A 25651-nucleotide genomic window follows, 5' to 3' on the forward strand; every position below is an offset into this window, starting at 1 on the left:
TTTCAGCTGGATAGGAGATCAGCTCTCCTTTTTCTCCTCGGCGTCGGATTTGCCTGGGAACATGACGCTCGCGAGAATACCCACCGCCAGAACGCCCAGCACGACAAACAGACTCGCCGTTGCTGAAATGCTGTACCCATGATGCCAGATGTGGTCGGTGGCATTAAGACCCAGTTTCACCGCAATGAAGAACAGCAACACAATAACGGCTTTTTCCAGATGCGTCAGGTACTGCTTCAGCGCCTCCAGCACAAAATAGAGCGTACGCAAACCGAGGATGGCAAACATCATGGCGCTGTAAACAATCAGCGGCTCACGGCTCACCGCGATGATGGCAGGCACCGAGTCAAACGCAAACATCACGTCGGACAGCTCAACCACGGCCACGCACAGCATCAGCGGTGTCGCATACCGCCAAGCCTTGGCACCACGGCCAATAGTGACATCCTTGTTTTCCGGCTTGGCCAGTTCTTCATCGACTTCTTTCTGGTTTAACAAGAAAGCGTGGCCTCTGAGCTTCGGCCAAATCGGGAAGAACCGTTTAACCATGCGATACGCCAGGTGCTGCGAATAGTCTTCGATCTCATCACCGTCATCGCCGCTGCGCAACATCATCACCGCCGTCCAGGCCACGATCAGCGCAAAGACAATTTCAACATACGGCCCGAGGCTGAGCAAACCGGTACCGATGGCAACAAAGATGCCCCGGAACACGATAGCCCCGATAATGCCCCAGTAGAGCACACGGTGACGATAGCGATCCGGCACGGCGAACCAGGAGAAGATAGCCATCATGACAAACAGGTTATCAACCGACAGCACTTTCTCCAGTGCATAACCGGTGACAAACAGGCTGGCCACTTCGGCACCGTGGTGGATATACAAGAAGCCTGCAAAGGCCATCGCTATGGCAACCCAGAAAACAGACCACAAGGCTGCGCTCTTGAGCGAAATAGGCTTGTCATCACGGTGCATAAACAAGTCGATAAAAATGGCCCCGACAGCCAATACAATGAAAACAATGACGGTTTCGGTCGGGAAGCCGATGTGCGTGGATACCATAGTTAACCTTTTGAGGATATTACATTAAAGACCGAATTCGGCCGCATCAAAGCCAAGCGCAGCCACAATTTCGCGTACTGCTTTTTGCTCATCCTGGTCGAAGTCACCGTCGCTTTTAGCTACGGCGATACCTACACGGATGGCCAACTGGGCCGCTTCTGGCTGATCTTTCAGCGCCAGGATGTACTTCATGGTTTCGCCCTTGCCGATTTCGACATCGAACTCAAAGCTGGCGATCAGTTTGTTAAAGAATTCGATGACTTCAGAAGTCTCGAACACTTTCAGCTCATCAGATGCCTGGAGGAACCCAATCATCTTCTGTTTTTCATCAGAGCTGACGCCGTCGCTGGCCACGGCGATACGTGCACAAACGGCCACGGTACCCTGCATGAACTTTTTGTTCTTGAAACGGCTAACCTGCTTGGTCAGCTCGTCGCGACTGGCACTGAATGCCCCTTTAACCTTGTTGAAAAAACTCATGGTGAAATCCTCTGTGAAATTGATTACTTTGACCCTGCTCTCCAGCTGAAACCCCAGCCGAAAGCCTGATCCATGTCACTGTGACCGTTAAAGAAGCGGTTAACACGCTCAACCTTGATGCTACCGTTCTCGTTAACCAGGCGCGCAATGGCACACATGTTGCGGTTGTTCTGGCCTTCCGACATGCGGGTTTCAATCGGTGGCTGGTCTGGCACGTGCAACGTCACCACGCCGTCCGTTTTATCCCAGCTCGCGACCCCTTCGTAGATGAAGGCATAAACCAGCACTTCGCGGATATGTTTCCATTCGCGCCCGTTGATATGCAGCCATTCGCCGTCCGAGATATCACCGGTGCGGTCATCGCCTTGCAGTTGGACAAACGGCTCGCGGTTGTAGTCACCAAAACGCTTACCGAGCGCCTGGATCACCGTTTTTTCCCCGTTGGCCATTTCGACAAACGCCCCGAGATCGAGATCGACGCCCTTGTTCGAACTGAACATCGCCCGTAAACCCGTCGGGCCGCTGCCGCGATGCCAGTTCAGGTTGATACGGATTTCCCCAAAGTTATCCCGCTTGGTCAGGCTGATAGCCGGTTTTTCTTTGGTTAATGACACTTTGCTCAGGCTGATTTTGGCTGGCTCCGGCGTTGGGACCGGTGCAGTCGTTGGCGCAGGAGCCGCTGCCGGGGCAGGAGCATCCGCTACATCCACACCAAAATGCTCAGCCAGCGGTTTCAGCCCGCCGTTGAAGCCCTGAGCGATAAAGCGGAACTTCCATTCGCTGTTGCGACGGTAAAGCTCACCCAGGATCAAGGCGGCTTCCTGGCGGCCATTCAGCTCAACGGTACCCACCAGCAACACTTCGTTGTCCGCTTCAATCTGGATCAGCAAACGTTGCAGGCCCGCGACGGTTTGAGCCCCTTCACAGGTCACCGTAAAGGCGACTTTCTGCACGTCTGGGTGCAGGCGGCTGACGTCTACCGCGAAACTGGAGTTATGGCCTTCTTGGGTCAGGGCAACCGTGGCGTCATCGCTCTTGGGCTGACCATAAAAGATCATGTCCGCGTCGCCCTTCACTTTACCGTCGGCATACAGGCGGAAAGCGGAGGCATCGACCGATGCGCCGGACAGCACGCGCACCGTTAATAATTTAGATGGAACTGGGGCATTGGCCCCTGGAGTCATATTCATTAGCGCACCACGGTAGCGACGATGTCTGCATGCATGTCATCAATGGTTCTGCCGCTGCACGCTTTGCCATGCGCGGTAAAATCCCACTGGCCGTTGTTACGACGAAGTGAAGCAATCACGATACCGGTATGCGCACCCTGCTCTTTCAGCCCATAGCGCGCCAGCTCCTTGTTAGCCTGATCGACCACGCGGCAAAACGCGTTTTCCACATCGTTGAACGACTGCCCACGGAAGCTGTTGACGGTAAAGGCCAGGTATTCCACCTGCGCTGGCAGTTTTGCCAGCGCTACCAGGATGACTTCGTCATCGCCATCGCCTTCACCGGTCAGGTTGTCGCCGCTGTGCACCACTGCGCCGCAGCGAGACTTAAGCTGGCGGAACCAGATGGTGTCGATGGTATTGCCATCTTTATCCAGCAATACGCAGCCAGCATCGAGATCGATGGCATCACTGCCGCCGCCGAACATCTTGCTCAACAGGCCACCTTTCTTCTTGATGGGATCCCACCCCAGGCCGAAGTGCAGCTGGTTGATGGCAGATGACTGCTTGCTGAGCGAAACGGTCTGGTTCTTGGTTAATGACACCATGGTCTAAGTTCCTTCAAGTTGGTATTGAAAATAGTGATTTTTTACACCAAATTCCATGAGTAGAAAATCATATCATGATGGTGTTCGCGCACAAGCCTATTTTTGCCTATCTTTATCTTGATTTACTTTAAATCTATATTTTTAATAATATTATTTTTTTAACATGGTTTAAATTTTTGATTTTAACCTTCATTTTTTGCCACTTATCAACGTATCTTTTCACTTCTAGACTGACATCATGTTATGATTGACATCGCCATCAGAGTGGCCTCAACCCACAGCGATCCTTTTAACCATCAAGCCTTGAACGGTAAAAATCAAAAAAATGACACTCAAAATGTGGCTTATGGAAGGTTTATCTTCCCAGCGGGATATTATTCAGGGCATCGTTTCATTGGTGAAAGCCAAGCAAACTGCCGTGACGGTGGTTGCCTCACACCGTAATGAACGTAACGAGATCCTCTCCCAGGCAGACGTCGCCTTGTTCGAACCGAAAGAAGACGAACAACGGCTACCCTTCATTCTGTCTACGGTGGAACAGTGCGGCATTAACGCCATCCACACGGGCCGCAACACGCAGTGGTTTGAAGCCCATCGCCAACAGATCGAGGCTGCCGGTGTCACACTGACCACCGGCGCCAAAAGCCAGGCGATGTTTGAGCTGGCCGATGACAAAGTGGCATTTGCCCAGGCTATGGAGCGGCAGGGGTTGCCAGTCGTCCCCTCTTTGCGCATTGAGTCGGTGGCCGAACTGCGCGATCTGATTAGCCATTCCCCTTTCCCTGGCGCGCAGCTGTGCGTCAAACCGGTGAAGGGTATTTATGGCATGGGATTTTGGCGTTTCGATGAAAGCGTGGGCCCGATGGCCGCCTTTACCCATCCGGAAAACCGCAAAGTGAACCCGCAGCGCTACCTCAGTGCGCTGGCAGACGCTGGCGAGTTTGAGCCGCTGGTGCTGATGCCTTACCTGCCTGGCCCTGAATACTCCGTCGACATGTTGGTTGATCAGGGTGCCGTGCTGGCTGCTGTCGCACGTAGAAAAGAAGGGGCGCTGCAATATCTGGAGAACCACGGCGAGGCGTTTGAACTGGCTATTGCCTGTGCCACCGCGATGCAGGCCGACGGTCTGGTCAACGTGCAAACCCGCAACGACACCAGCGGGCGTCCGGTGCTGCTGGAAATCAACCTGCGCCCGTCTGGCGGTATCGGCTATACCCGTTTCAGCAGCGTCAATCTGCCGGGCCTATTCGCCCTGTATAAGCTAGGCGTAATGAGCCAGCAGGAAGTGATTGATGAGGCTAAAGCCGCATTCTCCCCAGCAATCGTCCGCTCCATTACCGATGTCGTCAGATATCACCCCGTGCTCGACAACTTGCTGGTGAAGGGCTAACCCATGATGAAAACTTATTCCCGCACGCTGTCCTGCGGCACGCTGAAGGTGACACCAACGGGCGGCACTACCGCGCTGGATGAGCTGTTTGACGTGGCCGAAAGGCGCAACCCGAAACGCGCGTTTCTGTTCGTCAGCAAAGTGCTGGGCCGCCATATCCCGGTGAAGCCAAGCGTCATGCGCGCCGTCTACCAGCAATTGGCCGCGTTGTTCCCGGCCTGTGATCAAGGCCCGGTGCTGTTTATCGGCATGGCGGAAACCGCCGTCGGATTCGGGGCTGGTGTGTTTGACGAAGTCCGGGGCAGTGTTAGCGACCCGGTATACCTGACCTCCACCCGTCACCCGGTAGAGGGGGGCGAGCTGCTGTGCGAATTCAAAGAAAATCACAGCCACGCCACCGACCACCTGATTTATCTGCCACAGAATGCCGAACTGCGCCGCCGCGTGCTGGAAGCTAAAACCGTCGTGCTGATCGACGATGAGGCCACCACCGGCAATACCTTTATCAACCTGCTACAGGCTTTGCAACAGGATGCCGGGTTACACAACATTACCCGCGCCATCACCGTCACGCTGACCGACTGGAGCGGCGACGCGCTCGCCCAACGCAGCCCAATCCCTATCCAGTATGTGTCATTGGTTCAGGGTGACTGGCACTGGGAAAAAAATCCCGATGCTCCAGTACCGGTGATGCCAGCCGTCAACGTTACGGCGACCGGCAGCGTGCCGATCACCGGTAAACAAAGCTGGGGCCGCTTGGGTATCTCATCACCAAGTGCGGATCTTGGGCGCGATATTCAGACGCATCCAGGGGAGAAATTATTGGTACTGGGCAGCAGCGAGTTTGTCTGGGAGCCATTCCTGCTGGCAGAACGCCTGGAAAAACAGGGGGCCGAGGTTAAATTCAGCTCCACCACCCGTTCGCCGATTGCCACCGGGTTCGCCATCCAGTCCGCCATCGCCTTTGGCGATAACTATGGGCTGGGCATCCCCAACTTTGTCTACAACGTGGCCCACCAGCAGTTTGACCGGATCCTGTTGTGTATCGAAACCCCTGCGGCAAGCGTTGATCCCGCGTTAATTGAGGCGTTAAAACAGGTCGCCCCTGCCGTTGAGGTCGTTTGCTATGAGTAAGCCGGTCATTTTCTCCGATCTGGACGACACCCTGTTCCAGACGCGCCGCAAGATGGTCGATGAACTCGACCTGGCCCCGTATCGCACCGGCGCCTTGGATCGTAGCCTGGAGCCACGCAGCTTTATGACCGAAGAGCAGTCAATGCTGGTGGACTGGATGCTGGAGCATGCAGAGCTTATCCCGGTGACCGCACGGGGAACCGAAGAGATTGCCCGGGTGAGTATCCCGTTCAAGTCATGGGCGGTTACCACGCACGGTGCGGTGATCCTCAACCCACAGGGGCAGGCAGACCCGGCATGGCAGGCGCTGATGCTGGAAAAACTGCAACCTTACGCTGATAACCTGCTGGCGATGCAGCGTAAAATCACCGAGCTGATGGCCGAACGCAACATCAATGGCTGGGCGCGTATCAACTATGAATACGGCGACACGCCGGTCTACCTGGTGATGAAACACCGCGACAGCACCCGCCTGGACGAACTTTACGCCATCGCCGATGAGATTGAGCAGTTGTTCCCGACCGAGGGTTATTACGTCCACCGTAACAGCAACAACGTGGCCTGGTTGCCGACCGTGGTAGAGAAAGGGCTGGCAGTGTCCTTCCTGCTGGAAAAACTGCGCCTTGAACGCGGCGTGTTCCCGGTTATCGGGTTAGGCGACAGCCTCAGCGATCATCGTTTTATGAAGCTTTGCACCTGGTTTGGCCTACCGCGCCAGAGCCAGTTCGCCGAAGCGATCTCCCGCCATATTTTCGGAGAGCAGTAATATGTCTGATTTTGTGCCCTTTTCCGGCTCATACCTGCCCGAGGACGTTCACTTTCTGCTGCAACCGGTAGAAATGGAAATGACGCCGGTCGATCAGAAAGAACAACTGATCCAGTCCGGCGCCCGTCACTACTCGGAGATGTTGAGCCAGGAGCCGGAGCCAACCCCTTCACACCTCGACCTGTTTGCCCGCGCACTCGATCAGGGAGCGGGACGCCTGGCAAAAGAAGTCTCAATGCTGGCCCTTGCGCTGATTGAACGGTTCGGCGATACGCCGATAGTTCTGGCCAGCCTGGTACGTGCCGGTGTTCCTCTGGGGGTGATGCTCCAGCAAACGCTGCGGGCCATGGGCAAAGAGTCGTATCACTACGGCATAAGTATCATCCGCGACCGGGGCATTGACTCGGTGGCACTCGACTGGATTGAGGCACGCCACGGCACCGAAGGGATAGTCTTTGTCGATGGTTGGACGGGCAAAGGTGCCATTACCGGCGAACTGATCCGCTCCCTCAACAACCGGCCTGGCTATCCTGCCCAGCCGCACTTGGTGGTACTTGCCGATCCTTGTGGGTGTTCGTGGTTGGCAGCCAGCGACGACGACTGGCTGATCCCGTTTGGCATTATGGGCGCGCCGGTTTCCGGCATGATCTCACGCTCTATCTGGTCAAACGAAGGCCTGCACGGCTGCGTACAATGCGATCATCTCGCCCAGTTTGAATGCAGCCGTCTGCTGGTGGATACCGTGGCACAGTATCGCGCAACGCTAGACACAGCGACGCTTGAGCCCTGCACACAGGATGCAGAGAGAAAGGCTTACCTGAAACAACAAAGTGAGAAGGTGGTTAACCACCTCGCCGAAAAATATCAGGTTGCCAGCATTAACCGAATTAAACCAGGGATCGCAGAGGCTACGCGAGCCGTGCTACGCAGAGTACCGGATCACGTCTTGGTCCGTGCGGTAGACGATCCTGACGTCGCGCTGCTGGTCTATCTGGCGCGCGAAAAGGGGCTGACCATTACCGAAGTCGGTGATGAGATCGGGCAGTACCGTGCGGTGACAATTATCAAGAAGGTGCTCTAATGAACCAACGACTTTCCCCTTGGCGGCTGGGTGCTTCACTCTATATGCCCGCTACCAGAACAGATATCGCCGATGCGATCCTCAATAACAAGATCGCCGGTTTACGCTCGCTGATCGTCTGCCTGGAAGACGCGGTCAGTGACGAAGATATTCCCCAGGCGCTGGACAACCTGCGCGAACTCACCCAGACGTTGGCCCAAGCCAAGGCAGCGGAGGGCAATGACCACTGGCCGCTGGTATTCGTACGGCCTCGTCATAAAGAGATGGGTAAACAGCTGATGGCGAGCATGGATTTCAGCGCGGTGGACGGCTTTGTACTACCCAAATTCACGCTGGCTTCGCTGCCTTACTGGTGGAACATGATGCAGGGCTCGCACCTGTGCATGATGCCCACGCTCGAGACAGAAGAAGTATTTGACGTGCTGCAAATGCGAGAGCTGGCCACGACCTTGCATCACCACCCGTGCTATCGGCGCATCATCGCCCTGCGTATCGGTGGCAACGATCTGATGAACGTGGTGGCGCTCAGAAGGCCGCGCAACCTGACACTGTATGACGGCCCGATGGGCTACGTGATAAAAATGCTGGTCGCCGTGTTTTCCCCGCGTGATTTTGCCCTGACGGCACCGGTTTGTGAGCATATTGACGATCACCAGATCATGGATCGGGAATTGGCGCTCGATATCGCCCATGGCCTGGTCGGCAAGACGGCGATCCACCCGAATCAGATCGGCAAGATCGAAAAGGCGTTGATGGTGCAGGCAAACGATCATACCGATGCGCTGCGGATCCTTAACTCCTCGCAGGCGGTATTTAAATCGCAGGGAACCATGTGCGAACCGGCAACCCATCGCCGTTGGGCGTCAGAGATCCTGGCGCGTGCTCAGGTATATGGAATTGCCAGCGAGTCATCTCAGGAAAGCCACCGGTTTAGCATCAACGCAGGCAGTCATTAATCATGCAACTTAATACGCGACAGGCACGGATCTATAAGCTGGCCATTTTACTCAGTGCGGGTAAAGCCGTATCCGCAGACAAGATCATCACCGAGTTAGACTGCTCGGGGCCAACCCTGACACGCGTGCTTAAGGAACTGAGAGAATCCTACGAGGCGGAGATCAAGTACCGCAAGGCCACTCACTCCTATCAGCTGACTGTACCTGGGCATTTAGACAAGAAGACGTTTCGCCGTATGCAAGATGCGCTGGCAGCTAACTCGGAGTTGAAAACCAGCGAAACCGTCAGCCGGGTCTATCTGGATAAAGAGAAGAAGAAAGCCGTGTCGCTGTCATTAAAAATGTCGGTGCTACGCAAAATCGATCGCTTATCCAGAGTGACGGAAACGACCCGCAGCGAAGCGGTGGATATGGTTGTCGAGCGCTGTATCGATGACCTGGTGCGCAGCATTCAGGCCAGTAAACAGAAGTCGTAATCCCCTCACCCTAACCCTCTCCCACAGGGAGTAATGCCAGTCAGTTAAGCAACTGACTGGCTGTTTTTCTTCTGCGCTTTGGGGTATTTCCACGGCCTTTCCTTCACCACTCATGGGAATGCTCTTTCCCTTCTTATGGGCAATTTTACCAACTGCGCCATACTTTCCAGATCCTGCAAAAGCGAAGGAGTTCACCTCGCTAGAAGAAGCACAAAATATATGAATAGGTAGCCAGATATATAGAAATTTTATATGTATTTATTTCAATAACATCATCATTGTAAATAGATACTTTTGTCTTTACTTTTTGACCCACCGCCTAGACACTCAGGTAATTCTGTCCATGCGTATTTTTTGTGACTTTAATCACAATTAGACAGGAACTTGATGTAATTACCTCTCAGCGAGAGATAATGCATTGATTGTGTTATATAACTATGCATTTATAAAAGGATTTTATATATGGGTAATTCGATTTATGTAAGTGTTAAAGGTGAAAGACAAGGGTTGATTTCTGGCGGATGTTCAACCTTTGCATCTATTGGCAATAAATATCAAACTGGTCATGAAGATCAAATATTAGCGCATGCTTTCGAGCACGCTATATCAAGAGAGCAAAATGTTAATCACGGGCCTATTTCATTTGTTAAGCCGATAGATAAGTCTTCTCCACTTTGGGGAGTGTCCATATCAAGTAACGAGTGTCTAGATGTGCGGTTCGATTTCTATCGAACATCAGCATCAGGTAGTCAAGAATTATACTACTCAGTTAGATTAACTAAAGCTTATATCAGTAGGATTAACACTATATACCCGCATGCCATTGATCATGAAAACAACCAACCTGAAGAAATGATTACTTTAAAATACCAAAGTATCACATGGGAGCATCACATTGCTGGTACTTCTGGTTATAGCATTTGGGATGAAAGGGTTATGTAAATAAAATCCGCCCTATTCACTAGGGCGGATTCTAAAATCAAAACCAAAGGCAGTCTTTATACTTTATAATAAAGAGATACACCCAGGAAAGTAAAAAAGCCGCAATACTAATATTAACAATCACTCCTCGAAACTTTCTTACCGCACTGTAAATAACAACCGGAGAGAATGCCAACAATATCGCTATTGCCATGGTTCCCCTGTAGTCGTCTACAACAAAAACCCTAACTACGTCACAAATGTTCTTAATTTCATCACCATCAATAAAGGACTCTTCACTGAAAGAGCTGAAAATGACTGATGAGAACATTAGAAACCAAATGTATATCACTACTATAATTGAAGTTGGTGTTATTTTTTTCATTTTTATATCCCGAGAATTTTCTTTATAATATATCTTCTTTTGATTATAGTTCTTCCGTAAGAAGAATAATCTCTTATCGGGCTTCCTATTTCTGCATTCATTGATGCCACAAAGTCATCTCTATTTCTTTCTATTCCTCGGTTATACCTTGATGCAGCGATGATCAGTTGTTCGTCTGTTATATTTATCGTATCAGTTATACCTGGATTGTCATATATTATAAGTTCCCTAAGATGCTTGGCGACCACACTTATATTAAACTCATCATCTAAGAGGCAATTGGCCAACTGTAACTGTTGGGTTGATGATAAAGTTCTTGGGTCAATGCCAAGCGTTTCCGCAGCAGCCCTAAGTTGAATTGCCAAGCTTCCAACCGATGTTGCATTGGATTTTGTATTCCCAGTATTTTTGAAAAAATCTATGAGTTGATATGCTTGGAGCACACCATAGGCTTTAGCTCGCTCGGGGGTGCCTGCTACTTCTGCTACTGCCACCCCACCTAAAAGCAACGCTGGTATTCTTTCTTTCTGTGCATACTTTAATATTTTGTCTTTATTGTATTGAAGGAATGCAGCTTTGTATGCCCATAACCTAGGTTCTCCTGTGACCAACACTTCATCATCAGGAAAAAACTTCCATAGGGCGAAATCACCACCATCCCATTTTGGAAAGTTTGACATTGAATTTATTTTGCAAAATTTATTTATCATTACAGACGTTCCTTATCATCATGAGTATTATTTCAATATAAACTAATGTAGATAAATCGTCACCGCTAATTGCAATAAAGGGATGGTAAACCTACACCTGATTTTTAGCATCAAACTCTTCGTCAGCCCTACATTGTTCGCCAGTTGTCAATGTAGGTGGGGAATCGGTTCGCCGTCGTAGAGGCACTCCAAGCTTAATTTTAAACCGTCCAACTTCTTGGGGTCAGTTCACATGCTGCGCCCGTTTAGCCTGTGCCATCACAAAACCTCTGGGTATTTCTGTTGAGATAACGACCAGAACACTTATTATGTATACCCTATGGATTTCGAGTTGCGGCTAGGCGACAAGCTTGCTCATCCCTAGGAGCTTGCTTTTGTAAGTGACTGGGGTGAACAAGCGCAGGTAACAACGCTGCAGCTTGAAAGACGACGGGTATAAAAACTCGGCACTCAATAAGGGAATACTATGAGAAGACTTCCGGTCTATCTGCTACTTGATACTTCGGGCTCCATGACGGGCGAACCTATTGAAGCAGTCAAAAATGGGGTGCAAACGCTGCTCTCCACCCTGCGACAAGATCCCTATGCCCTCGAAACCGCCTATGTTTCCGTCATTACCTTTGATTCCTCCGCACGCCAGGCGGTGCCCCTCACCGATCTGTTGAGCTTCAAGCTGCCAGAACTGGTGGCCAGCGGCACCACTGCGCTGGGTGAAGCCCTCTCACTGGTCGCCACCAGCATCAGCAACGAAGTGCAGAAAACCACCGCCGAGACCAAAGGCGATTGGCGCCCGCTGGTGTTCATCATGACCGATGGCTCGCCAACGGATGACTGGCGCAAAGGCGTCAGCGACTTTAAAGCCGCCAGAACCGGCGTGGTCGTCGCCTGCGCCGCCGGCCACAGCGCCGAAACCAAAGTACTCCAGGAAATCACCGAGATCGTGCTCCAGCTGGATACGGCGGACTCCACCTCGATCAAAGCCTTCTTTAAATGGGTGTCGGCCAGCATTTCCGTCGGCAGCCAGAAAGTCGAATCAGGTAAAAAGGAAGTTATTGGCCTGGACGATTTACCGCCACCACCACCCGAAGTTAACGTTGTTCTATAAAACATTTTCAAGGAGATTTTATGTCAGTCAGTTTGCGTAAAGGACAAAGCGTCAGCCTGCGTAAAAACGAACACGACCTTTCCTCAGTCACCATTGGGCTCGGCTGGGATATCAATGAAGAGAAGAAAGGCATTCTGGGTGGTCTGTTTGGCAAGAAAGAGCCGGAGTATGATCTCGACGTCATCGCCTTCCTGTGTAATGCCCAAGGCAAAGTCACCGATCTGGGCGATGTGGAAAACGGCCGGCCTTCACTGGTTAACGGGGACATCATTTTCTTCAACAGCCTGCGCCATAAGTCTGGCCATATCTGGCTGACTGGTGATAACCGTACCGGCGCGGGCGATGGGGATGACGAGCAGATTATCGTCCAGTTGAACTCCCTCGATCCCAAGTACGAAAAAATCGTCTTTATCGTGCAGATTTATAACGGCCAGGAGCTGAAGCAGCACTTCGGCAAAGTTCAAAACGCCTTTATCCGTGCAGTGGATGCCAAAAACGTTGAGATGGCGCGTTTCGATCTTTCGGGCGGGGCCGCCTTTGATGGCCAGCGTTCCATGCTGTTTGCCGAGTTGGTGCGTGAAAGCACCGGCTGGAAACTGAACGCCATTGGCGAACCTTCCGAGTCCGACTCCTTCGTGTCCCACTTGAAGAATTACCTACCATGAGAAGATTACCCGTTTACCTGTTGATTGATACCTCCGGGTCGATGCGCGGGGAATCTATCCATGCCGTGAACGTGGGTATTCAGTCAATGATGAGCGCGCTGCGCCAGGATCCGTATGCGCTGGAAAGCGTGCATATCTCCATCATCACCTTTGATAACGAAGCCCGAGAGTTTATCCCGCTAACCTCATTGGAAGAGTTCCAGTTCAACGACATCGTCGTCCCCAGTGCGGGTGGCACCTTCACCGGAGCCGCGCTTGAGTGCCTGATCAAATGTGTCGATCGGGATATCCACCGCTCCGATGGCGATCAGAAAGGCGACTGGCGACCACTGGTGTTCCTGATGACCGATGGCACCCCGTCAGACAGCTATGCTTATGGCGAGGCGATCAAAGAAGTCAAAAAACGTTCCTTCGGCTCCATTATCGCCTGTGCGGTCGGGCCGAAGGCCAAACATGAACACCTCAAGCGACTGACCTCTCAAGTTGTGGCTCTCGAAACTCTGGATTCAACGGCCTTTTCCGGCTTCTTCAAATGGGTGTCGGCCAGCGTTGCGTCAGGCAGTTCCAGTGCAGGTGTCAACGCCGGGCAGGATAACCTCCCGCCACCGCCACCGGAAATACAGCTGGTTCTGTAGCCAACAGGCAAAGCCTCTACCCGGAGCTTTGCCTGTTTTTTTCATTGCCCCATGACGCGCATTGCAAGAAGCATCCGCCTGACGAGGTTTTTAACCATGAGAAGACTGCCCATCTTCCTGGTCTTGGACTGCTCAGAGTCCATGATCGGGGAAAGCCTGAAGAAAATGAATGATGGCCTGCAAAGGATCGTCAGCGACCTGAAAAAAGATCCCCACGCGCTTGAGACCGCCTGGATATCGGTGATCGCCTTCGCCGGGGTGGCGAAAACCATCGTTCCGCTGGTGGAGGTGGTGTCGTTTTATCCCCCTCGCCTGCCAATTGGCGGTGGGACCAACCTGGGGGCAGCATTGCGGGAACTGACCCGTCAGTTGGATCAACAGGTCAGAAAAACCACCCAGGAACGCAAAGGCGACTGGAAACCGGTGGTGTACTTGCTAACCGATGGCCGCCCAACGGACGATACCGCTCCCGAAATCAAGCGCTGGAAAGAACACTACGCCAATAAGGTCAACCTGATCGCCATCGGCCTTGGCCCTTCGGCGGATATGAACATTCTGCGGCAACTGACCGACAACGTCCTACTGTTCACCGACAGTCAGGAAGGGGATTTCGCCCAGTTCATTAAGTGGATCACCGCGTCTGTCTCTGCGCACAGCCGCAGCGTGGGGGAAGACGCGCCTCCGCTGATCACCCACACCGATCACATTGTGCGGCTGGCCAAAGACGATATTGCCAGAGCCTACGACGAAAACTGCGTCACCCTGACGGGTCGTTGCAGCAAATCACGCCGTCCTTATCTGATGAAATACGAACGCCCGGCCATCAAACTTTCCTCGCTGGATTTCAAGCTCAATATCAACGGCTTTAACCTCAACGGCTGCTTCCCGATCGATGAGGAGTATTTTGCCTGGAGCGATGAATCGGCGTCGGCCATTCAGGTCAATACCAGCGAACTGCACGGCGTGCCGGGTTGCCCGTACTGCGGTAACGCTAGTGCGTTTGCAATGTGTAGCTGCGGTAAACTGCTGTGTATCAACGGGCCAGATGACGTTATCTGCCCGTGGTGCGATAAGGGGCTGACGTTCAGGGATAACGGCGGCGACTCTGATTTTGACGTGACGCGGGGGAAAGGCTGATGCAAGACGTGGAAAAACTGCGCCAAAACGTACTCATGCTGATCCTGGCAGAAACGGGCGCAACGACGGATGCCGCTCAGCTTGCCAGCCTGCAAGCCGATGATGAGATCGGTGCCTTGCTGACCAACCTCATCACCAAAGTGACGGCCAAGACCCCCGCAACGGTTGAGACAACAGAAGCTCCGCCGCGGGTTGCCAATGACGATACCTTGGCCGACGAACCTAAAGTGGTCCTCACCAAAGACGATGACAACCCTGTTGCCGCCCCAGAAACCGCAGACCTGCCAACACCAGACGACTGGCAGAAAGCACCGTTTGAGCCGCTGGAAGTGCAAGGAGATGCCACATTGCCTGAAGAAACCGCCAAAGAAAACCTGAAGCCAGGCCAGATCCCTTCCGGCACCGCTACCCCGATTAGCACGCCGCAGAACATTCAGCCGCAGGCAAAAATCAACGTGGCTAATGCCCGTACCGGCGTCCCCTTCCACTCTGAAATCGATATCGTGCTGGATGATGGAACGACTGCCGAAGTGCTGGCCGTCGCGTTCTCCAAAGATATCGGCATCGCCTTTGATCCGGCGACCTCTTCACTGACAGGAACCGCTACCGAAAGCGGCGACTTTGACATCACGGTCACCTGGTCTTGCCCTACCGCGCCGCAAAGCTCCACCCAAGTACCCTTTATCGTTAATCCTGACCCGCGCAGCCTGTGGAAAATCCTCGAGCCGCCTGCCGATTCGCGCTATTTCAAACCGCATATCGCCCATCAGCAGATCCTGGAGACTGGCGTGAACATCGTGGCGGCCAGCCGCAGAGGGCGTTCACATGAACATGCGGGCACCTTCCGGGATGACGACTTTTACATCGCCAGCAATAGCGATACTGGCTGGAATATCATGTTGGTAGCCGACGGTGCGGGCAGTGCTAAAAACTCGCGCGAGGGTTCCCGCATCGCAACCCAAACCGTGGGCGACTACCTGACAACCCTGTTGAATAGCGACAAAGGGCAGGAACTCAAAGCCTGCGTTGAAAACTGGGGAACCAACGATCAACGGATAGTCTGGGAGGCGTTTAATCGCCTATTCCGCCAAGCTTCAATCATGGCCGTCAACAATATCAGCAATGAATCTATCCAGGCCGAAGAGAGCGCCAAATCCTATTCCACCACGCTGCTGGTCACCGTTTCCTTCCGTACCGGGGCCGAGCTGTTCGCCGCCTCATTCTGGTTGGGCGACGGTGCCATTGCGGCCTACGGGCCGGTGGGTAAAGTGCGCGTGCTGGGCACGCCAGACAGCGGCGAATATGCGGGCCAAACGCGTTTCCTGGATGCCGATGCCGTGAACGATGCGAACTTCAGTAAACGCATCAGCATCGGTAAATGGACCGAGGTCTCTCATCTGGTGCTGATGACCGACGGCGTCTCCGATCCCCGGTTTGAAACGGATAATGGCCTGCAAAATAGCCAGAAGTGGGATGAACTGATCGCAGAGCTGACGCCCTGCCTGAGCGATCCCTCACAGCCCGCAGAGCGGCTGGCCGAATGGCTCAACTTCTTCTCCCCGGGCAATCACGATGATCGGACCCTAATCGTGGCGTGGTGAATGGATTGGACTACATAGCGGGTGAGTAAAATGGCAAATATTGTTACCTGTACCACCAGGGATGGCGAAACCATCCAGTATGTCGATGAAATCATCGGCTCTGGCTCGATGAAGGACGTCTACTTTTCACCGGATAAGTCCTACGTGGTGGCGTTCTATAAAAAGCCGCAGAACGAGCAGGCGAAAGAACGCATCGAGATGATCACTGGCCGCTACCGCCAGAACATCTTTGAGCAAGCCGGTGGCGATTACTGGCAAGGGCTGTTTTGTTGGCCCACCAGCATAGTGGAACACGACGGCAAAATCGGCATCGTAGTGCCTACCTACCAGAGCCACTTCTTCTTCAAGTACGGCTCAAAGAATAATGACTTCCTGGGGATTAAAGGCCGCGAGAAGGAAGGTAAATGGTTTGCCAGCGCCAATAACCAGAACAAGTTCCTGGATCCGCGCGAACGCGGCAACACCCTGAATTACCTGAAGGTCTGCTTGCTGCTGACCAGAGCCGTCCGGCGTATGCACGCCGCTGGCCTGTGCCATAGCGATCTGAGCTATAAAAACGTGCTGATCGACCCCGAGCAGGGCCACGCCTGTATCATTGACGTCGACGGGTTAGTGGTACCAGGCAAATACCCACCGGACGTGGTTGGCACGCCGGACTTTATTGCCCCGGAAGTGGTGAAAACCAGCCATCTGCCGAAAGAAGATCCGCAGCGCATACTGCCAAGCATCGCCACCGACAGGCACGCATTATCCGTCCTTATCTATATGTATCTGTTCTTCCGCCACCCACTGCGCGGCGGCAAGATCCATGACATGGACGACGAGATGCGCGATGAATCGCTGGCGATGGGTGAAAGGGCGCTATTTATTGAGCACCCGACCGATCACAGCAACGCAGTCAAACTCAACCAGGTCAGCCCTTCTTCACTGCCTTGGGCCGATCCGCAGAAAGTGCCCTACACCATTATGGGCCCCTACCTGACGCCACTGTTTGAACGGGCGTTTATTGAAGGCCTGCACGAACCCACCAGGCGGCCAACCGCCGATGAGTGGGAAACGGCGCTGGTGAAAACGGTCGATCTGATCCAGCCGTGCCAGAACGATGCCTGCGAGCAGAAGTGGTACGTGTTCTCCGGTAAAAACCGCCCGGCCTGCCCGTATTGTGGTACGCCGTTCAAGGGCAAACTGCCGATCCTGAACCTTTATTCCTCGCGTAAAGCCGGGAGCTTCCGCCCCGACGATCATCGCCTGATGGTATGGAGCGGCCAGTCAATTTATGCCTGGCACGTTAACCGCCTGATCGCCCCCAACGAACGTACGCCAGACGCGCAGAAAAAACGCGTGGGCTATTTCGTGTTCCATAACGATCAGTGGTGGCTGGTGAATGAAGGCATCAGCGGACTGCTCTCCTTGCCGGATAAAACCCCGGTGGCAATCGGTGACAAGCTGGCGCTGAACGACGGCGTTCAGTTCGTGCTTTCTACCGAGGAAGGCGGCAGGCTGGTGGTGGTGCAGTTGGTGTCGAATTAAGCGTTGGTAAGTGCGGGTGTGGACGTACCCCGCACTGCCTCCCTTACGAACGGCTCAAACCGCCCCCTTGAAGTTTGACTCCCCTTTTTTCCAATAACCCTTGGCGAACAGCGCGGCTTTGGGGATACCCATCTCATTGATAAAGCGCTCTTTCAGATAAGCGGCAACCTGTTGCTCACAGGCTATCCATGCCTGGCCCTGCCCGGCGGGCAGATCGCAGTGGCTAACGGCCTGCACCAGCGGGCTGTTCATTACGCTGTCAAAATGTCGGGTACGTATCTGCCAGCTGTTAACCCGCAACAACGGGTAATCGACGTCCTGAATTTCCTGCGCGTCACCCACTTCGGCGAACCACAACACCGGTAAAGGTTCTGGCAGCGAAGCGAGGATGGTGCGCATGGCAGGCAGAGCGGTTTCATCCCCCAGCAGGAGCAGCCAGCGGGTTTGTGGCAACAGCCGAAAGCCGCCGGAACAGGGGCCAGCGAAACCGAGCTTATCGCCCGGCATCGCATCATAGGCCCAATTGGATGCAGGCCCTTCGCCATGCAGCACCATATCGATATCAAAGGTGCGGGCGAGTTTATCAATACCGCTCAACGTGTAAGCTCGCCCGGCCAAGGTATCGCGCCACGGGAAAAAGACTTTGACCCAGCTGGCTGGCTCCAACGTGCGCGGATCGGCGATAAACTTATCCACGTCGTCACCACTCAGGGTAATGCGCCTGGTTTTGGCCGTTAATTGCCGGACGGCGCTGACTCTGGCTTCCCGCTTGCGGCGGGGATCTCTTTCCAGCATGTTGTCGACGATTTTATTCAGCGTGTTGTGCATAAACGTTCTCCTTTAACGCTGCTGATGGATGGGCGGGTTTCCAGCCGTCCAGCGTATTGATGCTGACGTCTACCGACATGCCAACGCGCAGGGCATTCAGTAGCGTTTCGTGTTCGTTATTGATATCGAAAACAATTTTTACCGGTATACGTTGGACGATTTTGGTGAAATTACCGGTGGCGTTTTCTGGGGCTACGGCCGCAAAACTGACGCCAGAGGCCGGGGCAATGCTATCTACCAAGCCTTTCAGCGTTTGGCCCGGGAAGGTATCGATGTGGATATCCACCTCCTGCCCGTGGGCGATGTTTTCCAACTGGGTTTCCTGATAATTGGCAATGATGTACAGCTTGTCCTGCGGCACGATGGCCAGCAACACATCGCCCGGTTTGACAAACTCACCAACCCGCAGGCTTTTCTTGCCAACCACGCCAGCGATCGGGGCGGTAATGCGGGTGTAGGACAGGTTCAGTTCAGCCATCGCCTTTTGAGCTTGTGCCAACGCCAGTTCGGCATCGCTGTCCGCCAGCTTTGCCTGCAGCACTTGCAGCATGTTTTTCGCCGCTTTGAGCGCCGCTTCCGTCTGAGCCACATTGGCCGACAAGGTATGCACGCGCGTCGTTGCCTGCTGTGCCGCCTGCAAGGAACCCGCACCGATGTTGGCCATTTTCTGATAGCGGTTCTGTTCCTGGCGGGCGAACTCCAGTTCAGCCTGTGCCGCCTGTCGTTGCGCCTGAGCACCGTCTATCAGTGAGTTTTGCCGCGTCAGATTGGCTTTGGCATCGTCCTGGCGGGCTCGAGCGGATTGCTCCTGCGCCGTCGCCTGCAAGAGAGCAACATTGAATTCGCGCGGATCGATGACGGCCAGCAATTCCCCCTGTTTGACCCACTGGTTGTCTTTAACCAAAATCTGGGCGATTTCACCGGCTATTTGCGGAGAGATACGCGAGATATCGGCACGAATATAGGCATCGTTGGTGTGCTGTTGGGTGGCATTAATAAAAAACTTGTTAATTAATAACCCCAGCGTAATAACAACAATGGTCAGTACCGCAAAAGTGGCTTTTTTATGCGCCATAAACTTAATTCCCATCATGATTCATTCCTGATAATAAATTGCTACGCGGCAACCGGGCGCGGTGGATAAATGCGTGTCGGCATAACAACGATCAACACCGTCAGCAATAACGCCAGGCCCGCCACCAGCATATAAAGATCTGCGCTGGCCAAAACGTAGCCCTGCCTGGCGGCAATCTGTGAAAGCTGTTCCGCAGAAACCGGTGAGGTATCGCGGTAGGTAGAACCAAAACCATCGGCGATCACGGCGTGGTGGAAATCGCCGCGCTGGCGGCTGAGTAAAGCAATAGCCCCGCTGGCCGCAGTGGCTGCAAAGCCTTTCACTGCATTAAACCATGCCGCCGCAAAGGGGCCGTCGGTTGGCAGTAGTCCGCCGGTTGCCAACATCAGCAACGGTATAATGGCCATCGGTTGTGCCACCGCCTGTAACAGCGCAATGGCGCGGAAGCTTTCACCGTTCCATTCTGGCGTCAGTTGGGTGGCCAACAGACAGGCGCTGGCCATCAACAGCAGGCTGATTGCCAGCACCCAACGGCAATCAACCCGTGGCGTATTGCAGATAACGGCGACAATCGGCAGCGTAATCAACTGTGGCAACGCCACCCACAGCATCATGTCTGAGGTTTGTTCCTGCCGATATCCCTGGACTACAGCTAAATAACCCGAGGTGATATTCACCAGCGACACCATAATCAGCAGCACGCCGCCCAGCGTGATTAATGAGAAAGACAGGTTCCTTTTCTTTAATAACTGCAGATTGAAAAAAGGCAGCGGATGAAACCATTCGTTGATTAAAAACAGGGCCAATAACCCGCCGCCGCCTAATAACAAGGTATATATCAGCGGAGAATTGAACCAGTCGAACCGCTCCCCCTGAGAAATACCTATCGTCAGCATGCCGAGGGCGACGACGCCGAGCAGCAAACCGCGCCAGTTGAACTGCTGCAAGCGTTCCAAACGCAGCGGATCCTGCGGTAATCCAAAGCCGATGCAAACGGCAGCAATCGCCATCAGCGGCAGGTTCCAGTAGAAATAACCGCCCCATCCCCAATGAAACGCAAAGGCGGCAGCAGTAGCACCGAGCGTGGCGCTCCAGGCAGAAACCCAGCCGTAGGCACCTAAACCCAGCACTTTGATCAGCGGTGGCATAAAGCGCAGCACCACGGTCATCAACATTGGCGGTAGAGCGCCACCGGCAAAACCCTGCAGGCTACGTACCGCCAGCAGCGCCGGATAATCTCCCGCTAACCAGGGCGTTATCAGCCCACCGGTCAGGTAAATGCCGCACATCACCAACGCCACCCGGCGCAGCGAAAAGGTCGGCCAAAAACAGGGGGTGAACCCGGATCCAATCACAAAGCCGCCGACATAACAGGTGGTCAGCCAACTGCCAGCATCCAGGCTCAGCAACATGCCGCCCTGAATATCCGCCAGCGCAAACTTGCTAGCATTCTCACCCACGCCACTGGCCATAACCGCTAAAAACACCCCCAATAACCCCAGCCAGGTGCGGCCACTCATTTCGCCTGCGCTGGTGAGCCACTTATTCTTAAGCTGTGGCGTCAAAGCCGCATCAACCATTCCTTACTCCTGCCGTGTTGTCATTACTCTCTGTCGTCAGTGGCAGTATCCAGACTTGTTTCGATTGTTTAAAATGAAATCATGTAATTAACTAATTGCATAAAACGCAATCCACAGACGAACTGCGAAAGGAGAGGCGATGCCGCAAAAAATTGATTTCAATCTGATTTATGCGCTTAACCTGCTGCTCGAAGAGGGCAGCGTGAGCGGAGCCGCAGAAAAGATGAACCTGAGCGCGCCAGCAATGAGCCGCATCCTGGGGCGGATACGCCAACAGTTTGACGACCCCATTATGGTCAGAGCCGGTAAAAACCTGGTGCCCACGCCGCGCGCGCTGGAGCTGAAACGGCAGCTCGGCGACATCATTGAGCAAGCCACGGCGTTGATCGCGCCGAGTGAGTCGTTCGATCCGAACAGGCTGAAAAGGACGTTTATCATTCGGGCCAATGACATTTTTATCGGTGCGCTGGCGGGTGGGTTACTGGAGATACTGCGGGAAATGGCGCCGTTGAGCAGCCTGAAGTTTATTGCCGAAAGCGACATTGATGATGACGCGCTACGCAGCGGCAAGGTTGATCTGGTGATTGGCTCTTCGCGCAACTGGCATCCGGAAATCAAGGCCCAAAGCCTGTTTACCAGCACCTTCCAGGCACTGGTGCGCCGGGGGCATCCGATCATCGGCCAGGTTACGCCCGAAACGCTGACGCATTACCCGCATATCAGCGTTTCACGGCGCGGGCGAACGCAGGGGCCAATCGATGACGCATTGCGGGATCTCGGCCTGCAACGCAATGTCGCCCTGACCCTGCCCGGTTTTCATTCGGCGATGATGCTGACCATGAAGTCGGATTTTATCCTGCCACTGCCGCGCCATGTGTTGCAAGGCGTGAGCGGTATCGGCCTGCCGTTGGAGGAGATTGAGCTGCCTCTGGCGCTGGAATCGGTATTTATCGTTCAGGCCTGGCACCCGCGTCTGGACCGCGATCCGGCGCATCAATGGCTGCGGCAGACCATCAAGCAGTTCTTCCTGCGGCAGGAATAGCGTTTATAACGACAAATCCCCTGGATTCTGCGAGAGAGTTCACAATTCAATCGCTAGCCCACAGCACGCCCATTGTCATCATTGCGGACTGAGAGTAACGTTGTCTGCAATCTGGTTTAAACCAAATGGGTTAATTCATGGAAAACACCTCAACCGTAGAACTGGCGAAGCACCGGCTCAACGAGTGGCTGAGCCAAGGGGTTGTCGCCCCAGGGAGCAAGCTGCCTTCTGAGCGCGAACTGGAAGAGCTGCTGGGGATTAAGCGCATGACGTTACGCCAGGCGCTACTCTTTCTGGAAGGCGAATCGAAGATCTTTCGTAAGGATCGTCGCGGCTGGTTTGTTGCGTTGCCGCGCTTTAATTACAGCCCTAATAGCTCCACCAGTTTCAAACAGGCCGCGATGGAACAAGGACGTTTACCTTCCTGGGGCTATCTGGCAAAAGAGTGCGTTCTCACTGCGCCACCGGAGATTTTGTCCCTGCTTGAAGTTGAAGAAGGCGCTGAGCTTTACAAGATCTGCGGTTGGGGGGCATTGGATAGCCACAAGGTGTTCTACCACGAAACCTATATCAATACGCAGGTTGCACCTGGTTTTATCGATGAACTGGGTGAGCGCTCGTTTGCGGAAGTCTGGGCGACAACCTTTGCCAAAAAAACGCACACCCGGCATCTGGAATTTAAGCCGACCCGCCTTTCGGGCGGCGCCAGCCAAGGGATGGGCGGTACTGTGGGTACCCCTTCCATACGGGTAAAAAAATATCGCGCCGATGAACAAAACCGCATCGTGCAGATCGATATCGAGCACTGGCGTTTTGAGTCCGTGGAATTTTTTATCGACCTATAGGGAACATCATGGATCGTTTACAAGCGAACAAGATTTTGCAGCGTGTAGCGGATATTCCACTGTATCTGCATGCCTACGCATTCCATCTGAATATGAGAATGGAAAAGATACTGCCGGAAGATTTATTGGCTATTGCCAGCCAGCAACGGTTGAAGGGCGTGAAGATCCACGTGCTTGACGGCGAGAGCCAATCTTTAGGCTGCGCGAGCGATGAGCAGTTGGGCCGTTTTGGTGACAAGGCACGCCAGCTAGGGTTGGATGTGCATATCGAAACCAGCGCCTCTGATGCCAAAACCATCGATCAGGCGGTGGCTATTGCCCTCAAATCCGGTGCAACATCTGTCAGGTTTTATCCCCGTTATGAAGGGCATCTGGATGACGTGATGGTGAAGATTGCACAAGATATTCAGTATATTAAACAAAACTACCAGCATAGCGGCCTCAGCTTTACGCTCGAACAGCATGAAGATCTGAAAAGCCACGAGTTGATGAGCCTGCTGGCCAAGGCGGGTTTCCCCCAGCTTTCGTTACTGTTTGATTTTGCCAATATGATCAACGCCAACGAAGAGCCTCTGCCTGCCTTGGCCGCGATGGCCAGCCAAATCACGCAGGTGCATATTAAAGATGCGGTGATCACCCACGAAGTTAACGGGTTAGGCCATAAAGCCTGTATCTCAGGGCAAGGGGATTTGCCATTCAAGGAGTTGCTGTTGCAGCTTATTTGCCTGGGTGAAAACCAACCGCAGGTTATGGCTTATGGCCTGGAGGAAGAAGTGGACTATTATGCGCCACCGTTCCGCTTTGACGGTGAAGATCACAACCCGTGGATACCTTGGCGAGAAATGAGCGAAACCCCGCTTCCCGAGCAAGATATAGACCGAAGACTGGATAAAGAGCTAAGCGACGCATTACAGCAAATAAATTACGTCCGTGAGATCCTCAATGAATTAAAACAGGATGCATTAGCCGTATTAAAATAAATTAAATTTAACCAACCAGGGCGGATCCTCTCATTTGAGATGGGATGACTCTATACCCTATGGATTTCAAGTTGCAGCTAGGCGACAAGCTTACTCATCCCCAGGAGCTTACTTGAGTAAGTGACTGGGGTGTGTAAGCGCAGGTAACAACGCTGCAGCTTGAAAGACGACGGGTATATCTAAAACTGTTAATAACACCACGATATCCAGTGGTGAGGTGGAACTATGCTAACAAAAAAGAAGTGGACTATATTTAGTCTGTTAGTTCTATGCGGCGGGACCATTTATAAACTGCCTTCATTAAAAGATGCCTTTTATGTCCCGATGCAAGAGTACTTTCATCTTACCAATGGAGAAATTGGTAATGCGATGTCGGTTAACTCCATCGTCACCACCATCGGCTTCTTTTTATCTATCTATATCTCCGATCGTTTACCCCGCCGGTTTACCATGTCTTTCTCATTGATTGCGACAGGGTTATTGGGCGTTTATTTATCTACCATGCCGGGCTACTGGGGCATACTGTTCGTCTGGGCGCTGTTTGGTGTCACCTGCGACATGCTCAACTGGCCGGTGTTGTTGAAGTCGGTCAGTTTGCTGGGTGACAATACTCAGCAAGGGCGGCTGTTTGGCTTCTTCGAAACCGGGCGCGGCATTGTCGATACGGTGATTGCCTTCAGTGCGCTGGCCGTTTTCGCCTGGTTCGGTGGCGGCTACTTAGGATTTAAGGCGGGCATTCTGTTTTACTCCTCCATTGCCATTCTGGTGGGCGTTATCCTTTTCTTTGCCATGAAAGGCAACGCGGAGGAACCAGTGACGAAAGAGGAGCAGGATAAGACTGAAAAAGCTGGCTTCGGCAGTATATTAAAGAATAAAACGGTGTGGCTCATCGCCTTTAGCGTGTTCTGTGTTTACGCCGTGTATTGTGGTCTCACCTTCTTTATTCCGTTCTTAAGTAATATCTATGCATTGCCTATCGCGCTAGTTGGTGCCTATGGGATCATTAATCAATACTGCCTGAAGATGGTGGGTGGGCCGATCGGCGGTTTAATTGCCGACAAGGTTTTGAAATCACCGAGTAAATACCTATTTTATACCTTTATTATCAGCGCGATTTTCCTGCTGGTGCTGATTGTCCTGCCCCATGAGCAGATGCCGGTTTATTTAGGCATGATGTGTACCTTGGTGTTCGGTGCAGTGATATTTACCCAGCGGGCGGTGTTCTTTGCCCCCATTGGTGAAGCAGAGATCAGTGAGAAAAATACCGGTGCTGCGATGGCGTTGGGTAGCTTCATTGGTTACGCGCCAGCCATGTTTTGCTACAGCCTGTATGGCCACGTGTTAGACGCCAACCCGGGGATCGTGGGCTACCAGATTGTCTTTGGTTTAATGGCGGTGTTTGCCTGTGCCGGGATTTGCGTTTCGGCTCTGCTGATCAAGAATATTCGTCAAAAACGCCAGCCTGTCTCGTTGCCATCTGCATAGTTTAC

The 25651-nt window shown here is 53.1% G+C and carries 26 protein-coding genes and 1 pseudogene; 17 read left to right on the forward strand and 10 right to left on the reverse strand.

Features of this window, described 5'->3' with window-relative positions; all coding sequences use genetic code 11:
• Nucleotides 1-18: 18 nt before the first annotated feature.
• The 4 genes from KAJ71_RS07355 to KAJ71_RS07370 are packed head-to-tail and all read right to left on the reverse strand — an operon-like array spanning nt 19 to nt 3319.
• Nucleotides 19-1062 carry a TerC/Alx family metal homeostasis membrane protein gene (locus KAJ71_RS07355; RefSeq protein WP_248945112.1) on the reverse strand — a complete coding sequence of 348 codons (1044 nt, stop codon included), beginning with the start codon at nt 1060-1062 and terminating at the stop codon, nt 19-21.
• 24 nt (nt 1063-1086) lie between these two features.
• Nucleotides 1087-1542, reverse strand: coding sequence for a tellurite resistance TerB family protein (locus tag KAJ71_RS07360; RefSeq protein ID WP_141130908.1), 456 nt, complete (start codon nt 1540-1542; stop codon nt 1087-1089).
• 23 nt (nt 1543-1565) lie between these two features.
• Nucleotides 1566-2732 (reverse strand): TerD family protein, encoded by a 1167-nt coding sequence (locus tag KAJ71_RS07365; protein WP_248945113.1) that lies wholly within the window; start codon nt 2730-2732, stop codon nt 1566-1568.
• Nucleotides 2732-3319: a TerD family protein gene (locus KAJ71_RS07370; protein WP_248945114.1), complete on the reverse strand. Its 588-nt coding sequence runs from the start codon at nt 3317-3319 to the stop codon at nt 2732-2734. Before KAJ71_RS07370 ends, KAJ71_RS07365 begins: the two co-directional genes overlap by 1 nt.
• Nucleotides 3320-3644: 325 nt before the next feature.
• Here KAJ71_RS07370 and KAJ71_RS07375 point away from each other — a divergent pair, with 325 nt between their 5' ends.
• The 6 genes from KAJ71_RS07375 to KAJ71_RS07400 are packed head-to-tail and all read left to right on the forward strand — an operon-like array spanning nt 3645 to nt 9122.
• Complete coding sequence (locus KAJ71_RS07375; protein ID WP_248945115.1) at nt 3645-4709, forward strand: ATP-grasp domain-containing protein; 1065 nt, start codon at nt 3645-3647, stop codon at nt 4707-4709.
• Between the two features lie 3 nt (nt 4710-4712).
• The gene (locus KAJ71_RS07380) at nt 4713-5843 is read left to right on the forward strand and encodes a phosphoribosyltransferase domain-containing protein (RefSeq protein WP_248945116.1); all 1131 of its coding nucleotides are present in this window, start codon (nt 4713-4715) and stop codon (nt 5841-5843) included.
• A complete protein-coding gene (locus KAJ71_RS07385; protein ID WP_248945117.1) occupies nt 5836-6609 on the forward strand; it encodes an HAD family hydrolase in 774 nt (257 codons plus the stop codon). Before KAJ71_RS07380 ends, KAJ71_RS07385 begins: the two co-directional genes overlap by 8 nt.
• Before the next feature lies 1 nt (nt 6610).
• Nucleotides 6611-7690, forward strand: a complete 1080-nt coding sequence (locus tag KAJ71_RS07390; protein ID WP_248945118.1) for a cysteine protease StiP family protein — start codon at nt 6611-6613, stop codon at nt 7688-7690.
• Nucleotides 7690-8646 carry an HpcH/HpaI aldolase/citrate lyase family protein gene (locus tag KAJ71_RS07395; protein ID WP_248945119.1) on the forward strand — a complete coding sequence of 319 codons (957 nt, stop codon included), beginning with the start codon at nt 7690-7692 and terminating at the stop codon, nt 8644-8646. The genes KAJ71_RS07390 and KAJ71_RS07395 overlap by 1 nt, the downstream gene beginning before the upstream one ends.
• A 2-nt stretch (nt 8647-8648) precedes the next feature.
• Nucleotides 8649-9122 carry a tellurium resistance protein TerW gene (locus tag KAJ71_RS07400; RefSeq protein ID WP_248945120.1) on the forward strand — a complete coding sequence of 158 codons (474 nt, stop codon included), beginning with the start codon at nt 8649-8651 and terminating at the stop codon, nt 9120-9122.
• A gap of 44 nt (nt 9123-9166) precedes the next feature.
• On the opposite strand, the pseudogene KAJ71_RS07405 reads toward KAJ71_RS07400, so the two are convergent.
• Nucleotides 9167-9310, reverse strand: a pseudogene (locus KAJ71_RS07405) (IS4 family transposase); the annotation flags it as partial.
• 274 nt (nt 9311-9584) lie between these two features.
• Between KAJ71_RS07405 and KAJ71_RS07410 the strand changes: the two are divergent.
• Complete coding sequence (locus tag KAJ71_RS07410) at nt 9585-10064, forward strand: Hcp family type VI secretion system effector (RefSeq protein ID WP_248945121.1); 480 nt, start codon at nt 9585-9587, stop codon at nt 10062-10064.
• Between the two features lie 37 nt (nt 10065-10101).
• Here KAJ71_RS07410 and KAJ71_RS07415 read toward each other — a convergent pair whose 3' ends face one another.
• On the reverse strand, nt 10102-10428 hold the full coding sequence (locus KAJ71_RS07415; RefSeq protein WP_248945122.1) for a DUF2645 family protein: 327 nt from the start codon (nt 10426-10428) through the stop codon (nt 10102-10104).
• A gap of 2 nt (nt 10429-10430) precedes the next feature.
• Nucleotides 10431-11138, reverse strand: a complete 708-nt coding sequence (locus tag KAJ71_RS07420) for a hypothetical protein (protein ID WP_248945123.1) — start codon at nt 11136-11138, stop codon at nt 10431-10433.
• Nucleotides 11139-11604: 466 nt separating this feature from the next.
• Between KAJ71_RS07420 and KAJ71_RS07425 the strand changes: the two genes are divergently transcribed.
• The 6 genes from KAJ71_RS07425 to KAJ71_RS07450 all read left to right on the forward strand — a co-directional run bounded on the left by KAJ71_RS07425 (nt 11605) and on the right by KAJ71_RS07450 (nt 17811).
• A complete protein-coding gene (locus tag KAJ71_RS07425; protein WP_021807361.1) occupies nt 11605-12243 on the forward strand; it encodes a vWA domain-containing protein in 639 nt (212 codons plus the stop codon).
• 20 nt (nt 12244-12263) lie between these two features.
• Nucleotides 12264-12908, forward strand: a complete 645-nt coding sequence (locus tag KAJ71_RS07430; protein ID WP_248945124.1) for a TerD family protein — start codon at nt 12264-12266, stop codon at nt 12906-12908.
• Nucleotides 12905-13543, forward strand: coding sequence for a vWA domain-containing protein (locus KAJ71_RS07435; RefSeq protein WP_248945125.1), 639 nt, complete (start codon nt 12905-12907; stop codon nt 13541-13543). The genes KAJ71_RS07430 and KAJ71_RS07435 overlap by 4 nt, the downstream gene beginning before the upstream one ends.
• A gap of 96 nt (nt 13544-13639) precedes the next feature.
• Nucleotides 13640-14680: a TerY-C metal binding domain-containing protein gene (locus KAJ71_RS07440; RefSeq protein WP_248945126.1), complete on the forward strand. Its 1041-nt coding sequence runs from the start codon at nt 13640-13642 to the stop codon at nt 14678-14680.
• Nucleotides 14680-16281 (forward strand): PP2C family serine/threonine-protein phosphatase, encoded by a 1602-nt coding sequence (locus KAJ71_RS07445; RefSeq protein ID WP_248945127.1) that lies wholly within the window; start codon nt 14680-14682, stop codon nt 16279-16281. Before KAJ71_RS07440 ends, KAJ71_RS07445 begins: the two co-directional genes overlap by 1 nt.
• Before the next feature lie 30 nt (nt 16282-16311).
• Nucleotides 16312-17811, forward strand: a complete 1500-nt coding sequence (locus KAJ71_RS07450; protein WP_248945128.1) for a helix-hairpin-helix domain-containing protein — start codon at nt 16312-16314, stop codon at nt 17809-17811.
• A gap of 54 nt (nt 17812-17865) precedes the next feature.
• Here KAJ71_RS07450 and KAJ71_RS07455 read toward each other — a convergent pair whose 3' ends face one another.
• From KAJ71_RS07455 to KAJ71_RS07465, 3 genes are read right to left on the reverse strand one after another with little or no spacing between them, the layout of a single operon-like run.
• Nucleotides 17866-18639, reverse strand: coding sequence for a siderophore-interacting protein (locus KAJ71_RS07455; RefSeq protein WP_248945129.1), 774 nt, complete (start codon nt 18637-18639; stop codon nt 17866-17868).
• A complete protein-coding gene (locus KAJ71_RS07460) occupies nt 18620-19714 on the reverse strand; it encodes an HlyD family secretion protein (protein ID WP_446033329.1) in 1095 nt (364 codons plus the stop codon). Before KAJ71_RS07460 ends, KAJ71_RS07455 begins: the two co-directional genes overlap by 20 nt.
• 41 nt (nt 19715-19755) lie before the next feature.
• Nucleotides 19756-21294, reverse strand: coding sequence for an MFS transporter (locus tag KAJ71_RS07465; RefSeq protein ID WP_248945131.1), 1539 nt, complete (start codon nt 21292-21294; stop codon nt 19756-19758).
• 139 nt (nt 21295-21433) lie between these two features.
• On the opposite strand from KAJ71_RS07465, the gene KAJ71_RS07470 reads away from it, so the two are divergent.
• The 4 genes from KAJ71_RS07470 to KAJ71_RS07485 all read left to right on the forward strand — a co-directional run bounded on the left by KAJ71_RS07470 (nt 21434) and on the right by KAJ71_RS07485 (nt 25646).
• Nucleotides 21434-22336, forward strand: coding sequence for a LysR family transcriptional regulator (locus KAJ71_RS07470; RefSeq protein ID WP_248945132.1), 903 nt, complete (start codon nt 21434-21436; stop codon nt 22334-22336).
• Between the two features lie 137 nt (nt 22337-22473).
• A complete protein-coding gene (locus KAJ71_RS07475; protein ID WP_248945133.1) occupies nt 22474-23181 on the forward strand; it encodes a GntR family transcriptional regulator in 708 nt (235 codons plus the stop codon).
• A gap of 8 nt (nt 23182-23189) precedes the next feature.
• Nucleotides 23190-24161 (forward strand): sugar phosphate isomerase/epimerase family protein, encoded by a 972-nt coding sequence (locus KAJ71_RS07480; protein WP_248945134.1) that lies wholly within the window; start codon nt 23190-23192, stop codon nt 24159-24161.
• 225 nt (nt 24162-24386) lie between these two features.
• Nucleotides 24387-25646: an MFS transporter gene (locus KAJ71_RS07485; protein WP_248945135.1), complete on the forward strand. Its 1260-nt coding sequence runs from the start codon at nt 24387-24389 to the stop codon at nt 25644-25646.
• The last annotated feature ends 5 nt before the right edge of the window (nt 25647-25651 follow it).

This window comes from Serratia silvae, from assembly GCF_023282985.1.
In the GTDB taxonomy this organism is placed as follows: Bacteria; Pseudomonadota; Gammaproteobacteria; order Enterobacterales; family Enterobacteriaceae; genus Chania; species Chania silvae.

Bases quoted from the DNA above. Each gene is read 5' to 3' on its own strand.
- KAJ71_RS07355 (WP_248945112.1), bottom strand. From the start codon at position 1,062: ATGGTATCCACGCACATCGGCTTCCCGACCGAAACCGTCATTGTTTTC.
- KAJ71_RS07360 (WP_141130908.1), bottom strand. From the start codon at position 1,542: ATGAGTTTTTTCAACAAGGTTAAAGGGGCATTCAGTGCCAGTCGCGAC.
- KAJ71_RS07365 (WP_248945113.1), bottom strand. From the start codon at position 2,732: ATGAATATGACTCCAGGGGCCAATGCCCCAGTTCCATCTAAATTATTA.
- KAJ71_RS07370 (WP_248945114.1), bottom strand. From the start codon at position 3,319: ATGGTGTCATTAACCAAGAACCAGACCGTTTCGCTCAGCAAGCAGTCA.
- KAJ71_RS07375 (WP_248945115.1), top strand. From the start codon at position 3,645: ATGACACTCAAAATGTGGCTTATGGAAGGTTTATCTTCCCAGCGGGAT.
- KAJ71_RS07380 (WP_248945116.1), top strand. From the start codon at position 4,713: ATGATGAAAACTTATTCCCGCACGCTGTCCTGCGGCACGCTGAAGGTG.
- KAJ71_RS07385 (WP_248945117.1), top strand. From the start codon at position 5,836: ATGAGTAAGCCGGTCATTTTCTCCGATCTGGACGACACCCTGTTCCAG.
- KAJ71_RS07390 (WP_248945118.1), top strand. From the start codon at position 6,611: ATGTCTGATTTTGTGCCCTTTTCCGGCTCATACCTGCCCGAGGACGTT.
- KAJ71_RS07395 (WP_248945119.1), top strand. From the start codon at position 7,690: ATGAACCAACGACTTTCCCCTTGGCGGCTGGGTGCTTCACTCTATATG.
- KAJ71_RS07400 (WP_248945120.1), top strand. From the start codon at position 8,649: ATGCAACTTAATACGCGACAGGCACGGATCTATAAGCTGGCCATTTTA.
- KAJ71_RS07410 (WP_248945121.1), top strand. From the start codon at position 9,585: ATGGGTAATTCGATTTATGTAAGTGTTAAAGGTGAAAGACAAGGGTTG.
- KAJ71_RS07415 (WP_248945122.1), bottom strand. From the start codon at position 10,428: ATGAAAAAAATAACACCAACTTCAATTATAGTAGTGATATACATTTGG.
- KAJ71_RS07420 (WP_248945123.1), bottom strand. From the start codon at position 11,138: ATGATAAATAAATTTTGCAAAATAAATTCAATGTCAAACTTTCCAAAA.
- KAJ71_RS07425 (WP_021807361.1), top strand. From the start codon at position 11,605: ATGAGAAGACTTCCGGTCTATCTGCTACTTGATACTTCGGGCTCCATG.
- KAJ71_RS07430 (WP_248945124.1), top strand. From the start codon at position 12,264: ATGTCAGTCAGTTTGCGTAAAGGACAAAGCGTCAGCCTGCGTAAAAAC.
- KAJ71_RS07435 (WP_248945125.1), top strand. From the start codon at position 12,905: ATGAGAAGATTACCCGTTTACCTGTTGATTGATACCTCCGGGTCGATG.
- KAJ71_RS07440 (WP_248945126.1), top strand. From the start codon at position 13,640: ATGAGAAGACTGCCCATCTTCCTGGTCTTGGACTGCTCAGAGTCCATG.
- KAJ71_RS07445 (WP_248945127.1), top strand. From the start codon at position 14,680: ATGCAAGACGTGGAAAAACTGCGCCAAAACGTACTCATGCTGATCCTG.
- KAJ71_RS07450 (WP_248945128.1), top strand. From the start codon at position 16,312: ATGGCAAATATTGTTACCTGTACCACCAGGGATGGCGAAACCATCCAG.
- KAJ71_RS07455 (WP_248945129.1), bottom strand. From the start codon at position 18,639: ATGCACAACACGCTGAATAAAATCGTCGACAACATGCTGGAAAGAGAT.
- KAJ71_RS07460 (WP_446033329.1), bottom strand. From the start codon at position 19,714: ATGGCGCATAAAAAAGCCACTTTTGCGGTACTGACCATTGTTGTTATT.
- KAJ71_RS07465 (WP_248945131.1), bottom strand. From the start codon at position 21,294: ATGGTTGATGCGGCTTTGACGCCACAGCTTAAGAATAAGTGGCTCACC.
- KAJ71_RS07470 (WP_248945132.1), top strand. From the start codon at position 21,434: ATGCCGCAAAAAATTGATTTCAATCTGATTTATGCGCTTAACCTGCTG.
- KAJ71_RS07475 (WP_248945133.1), top strand. From the start codon at position 22,474: ATGGAAAACACCTCAACCGTAGAACTGGCGAAGCACCGGCTCAACGAG.
- KAJ71_RS07480 (WP_248945134.1), top strand. From the start codon at position 23,190: ATGGATCGTTTACAAGCGAACAAGATTTTGCAGCGTGTAGCGGATATT.
- KAJ71_RS07485 (WP_248945135.1), top strand. From the start codon at position 24,387: ATGCTAACAAAAAAGAAGTGGACTATATTTAGTCTGTTAGTTCTATGC.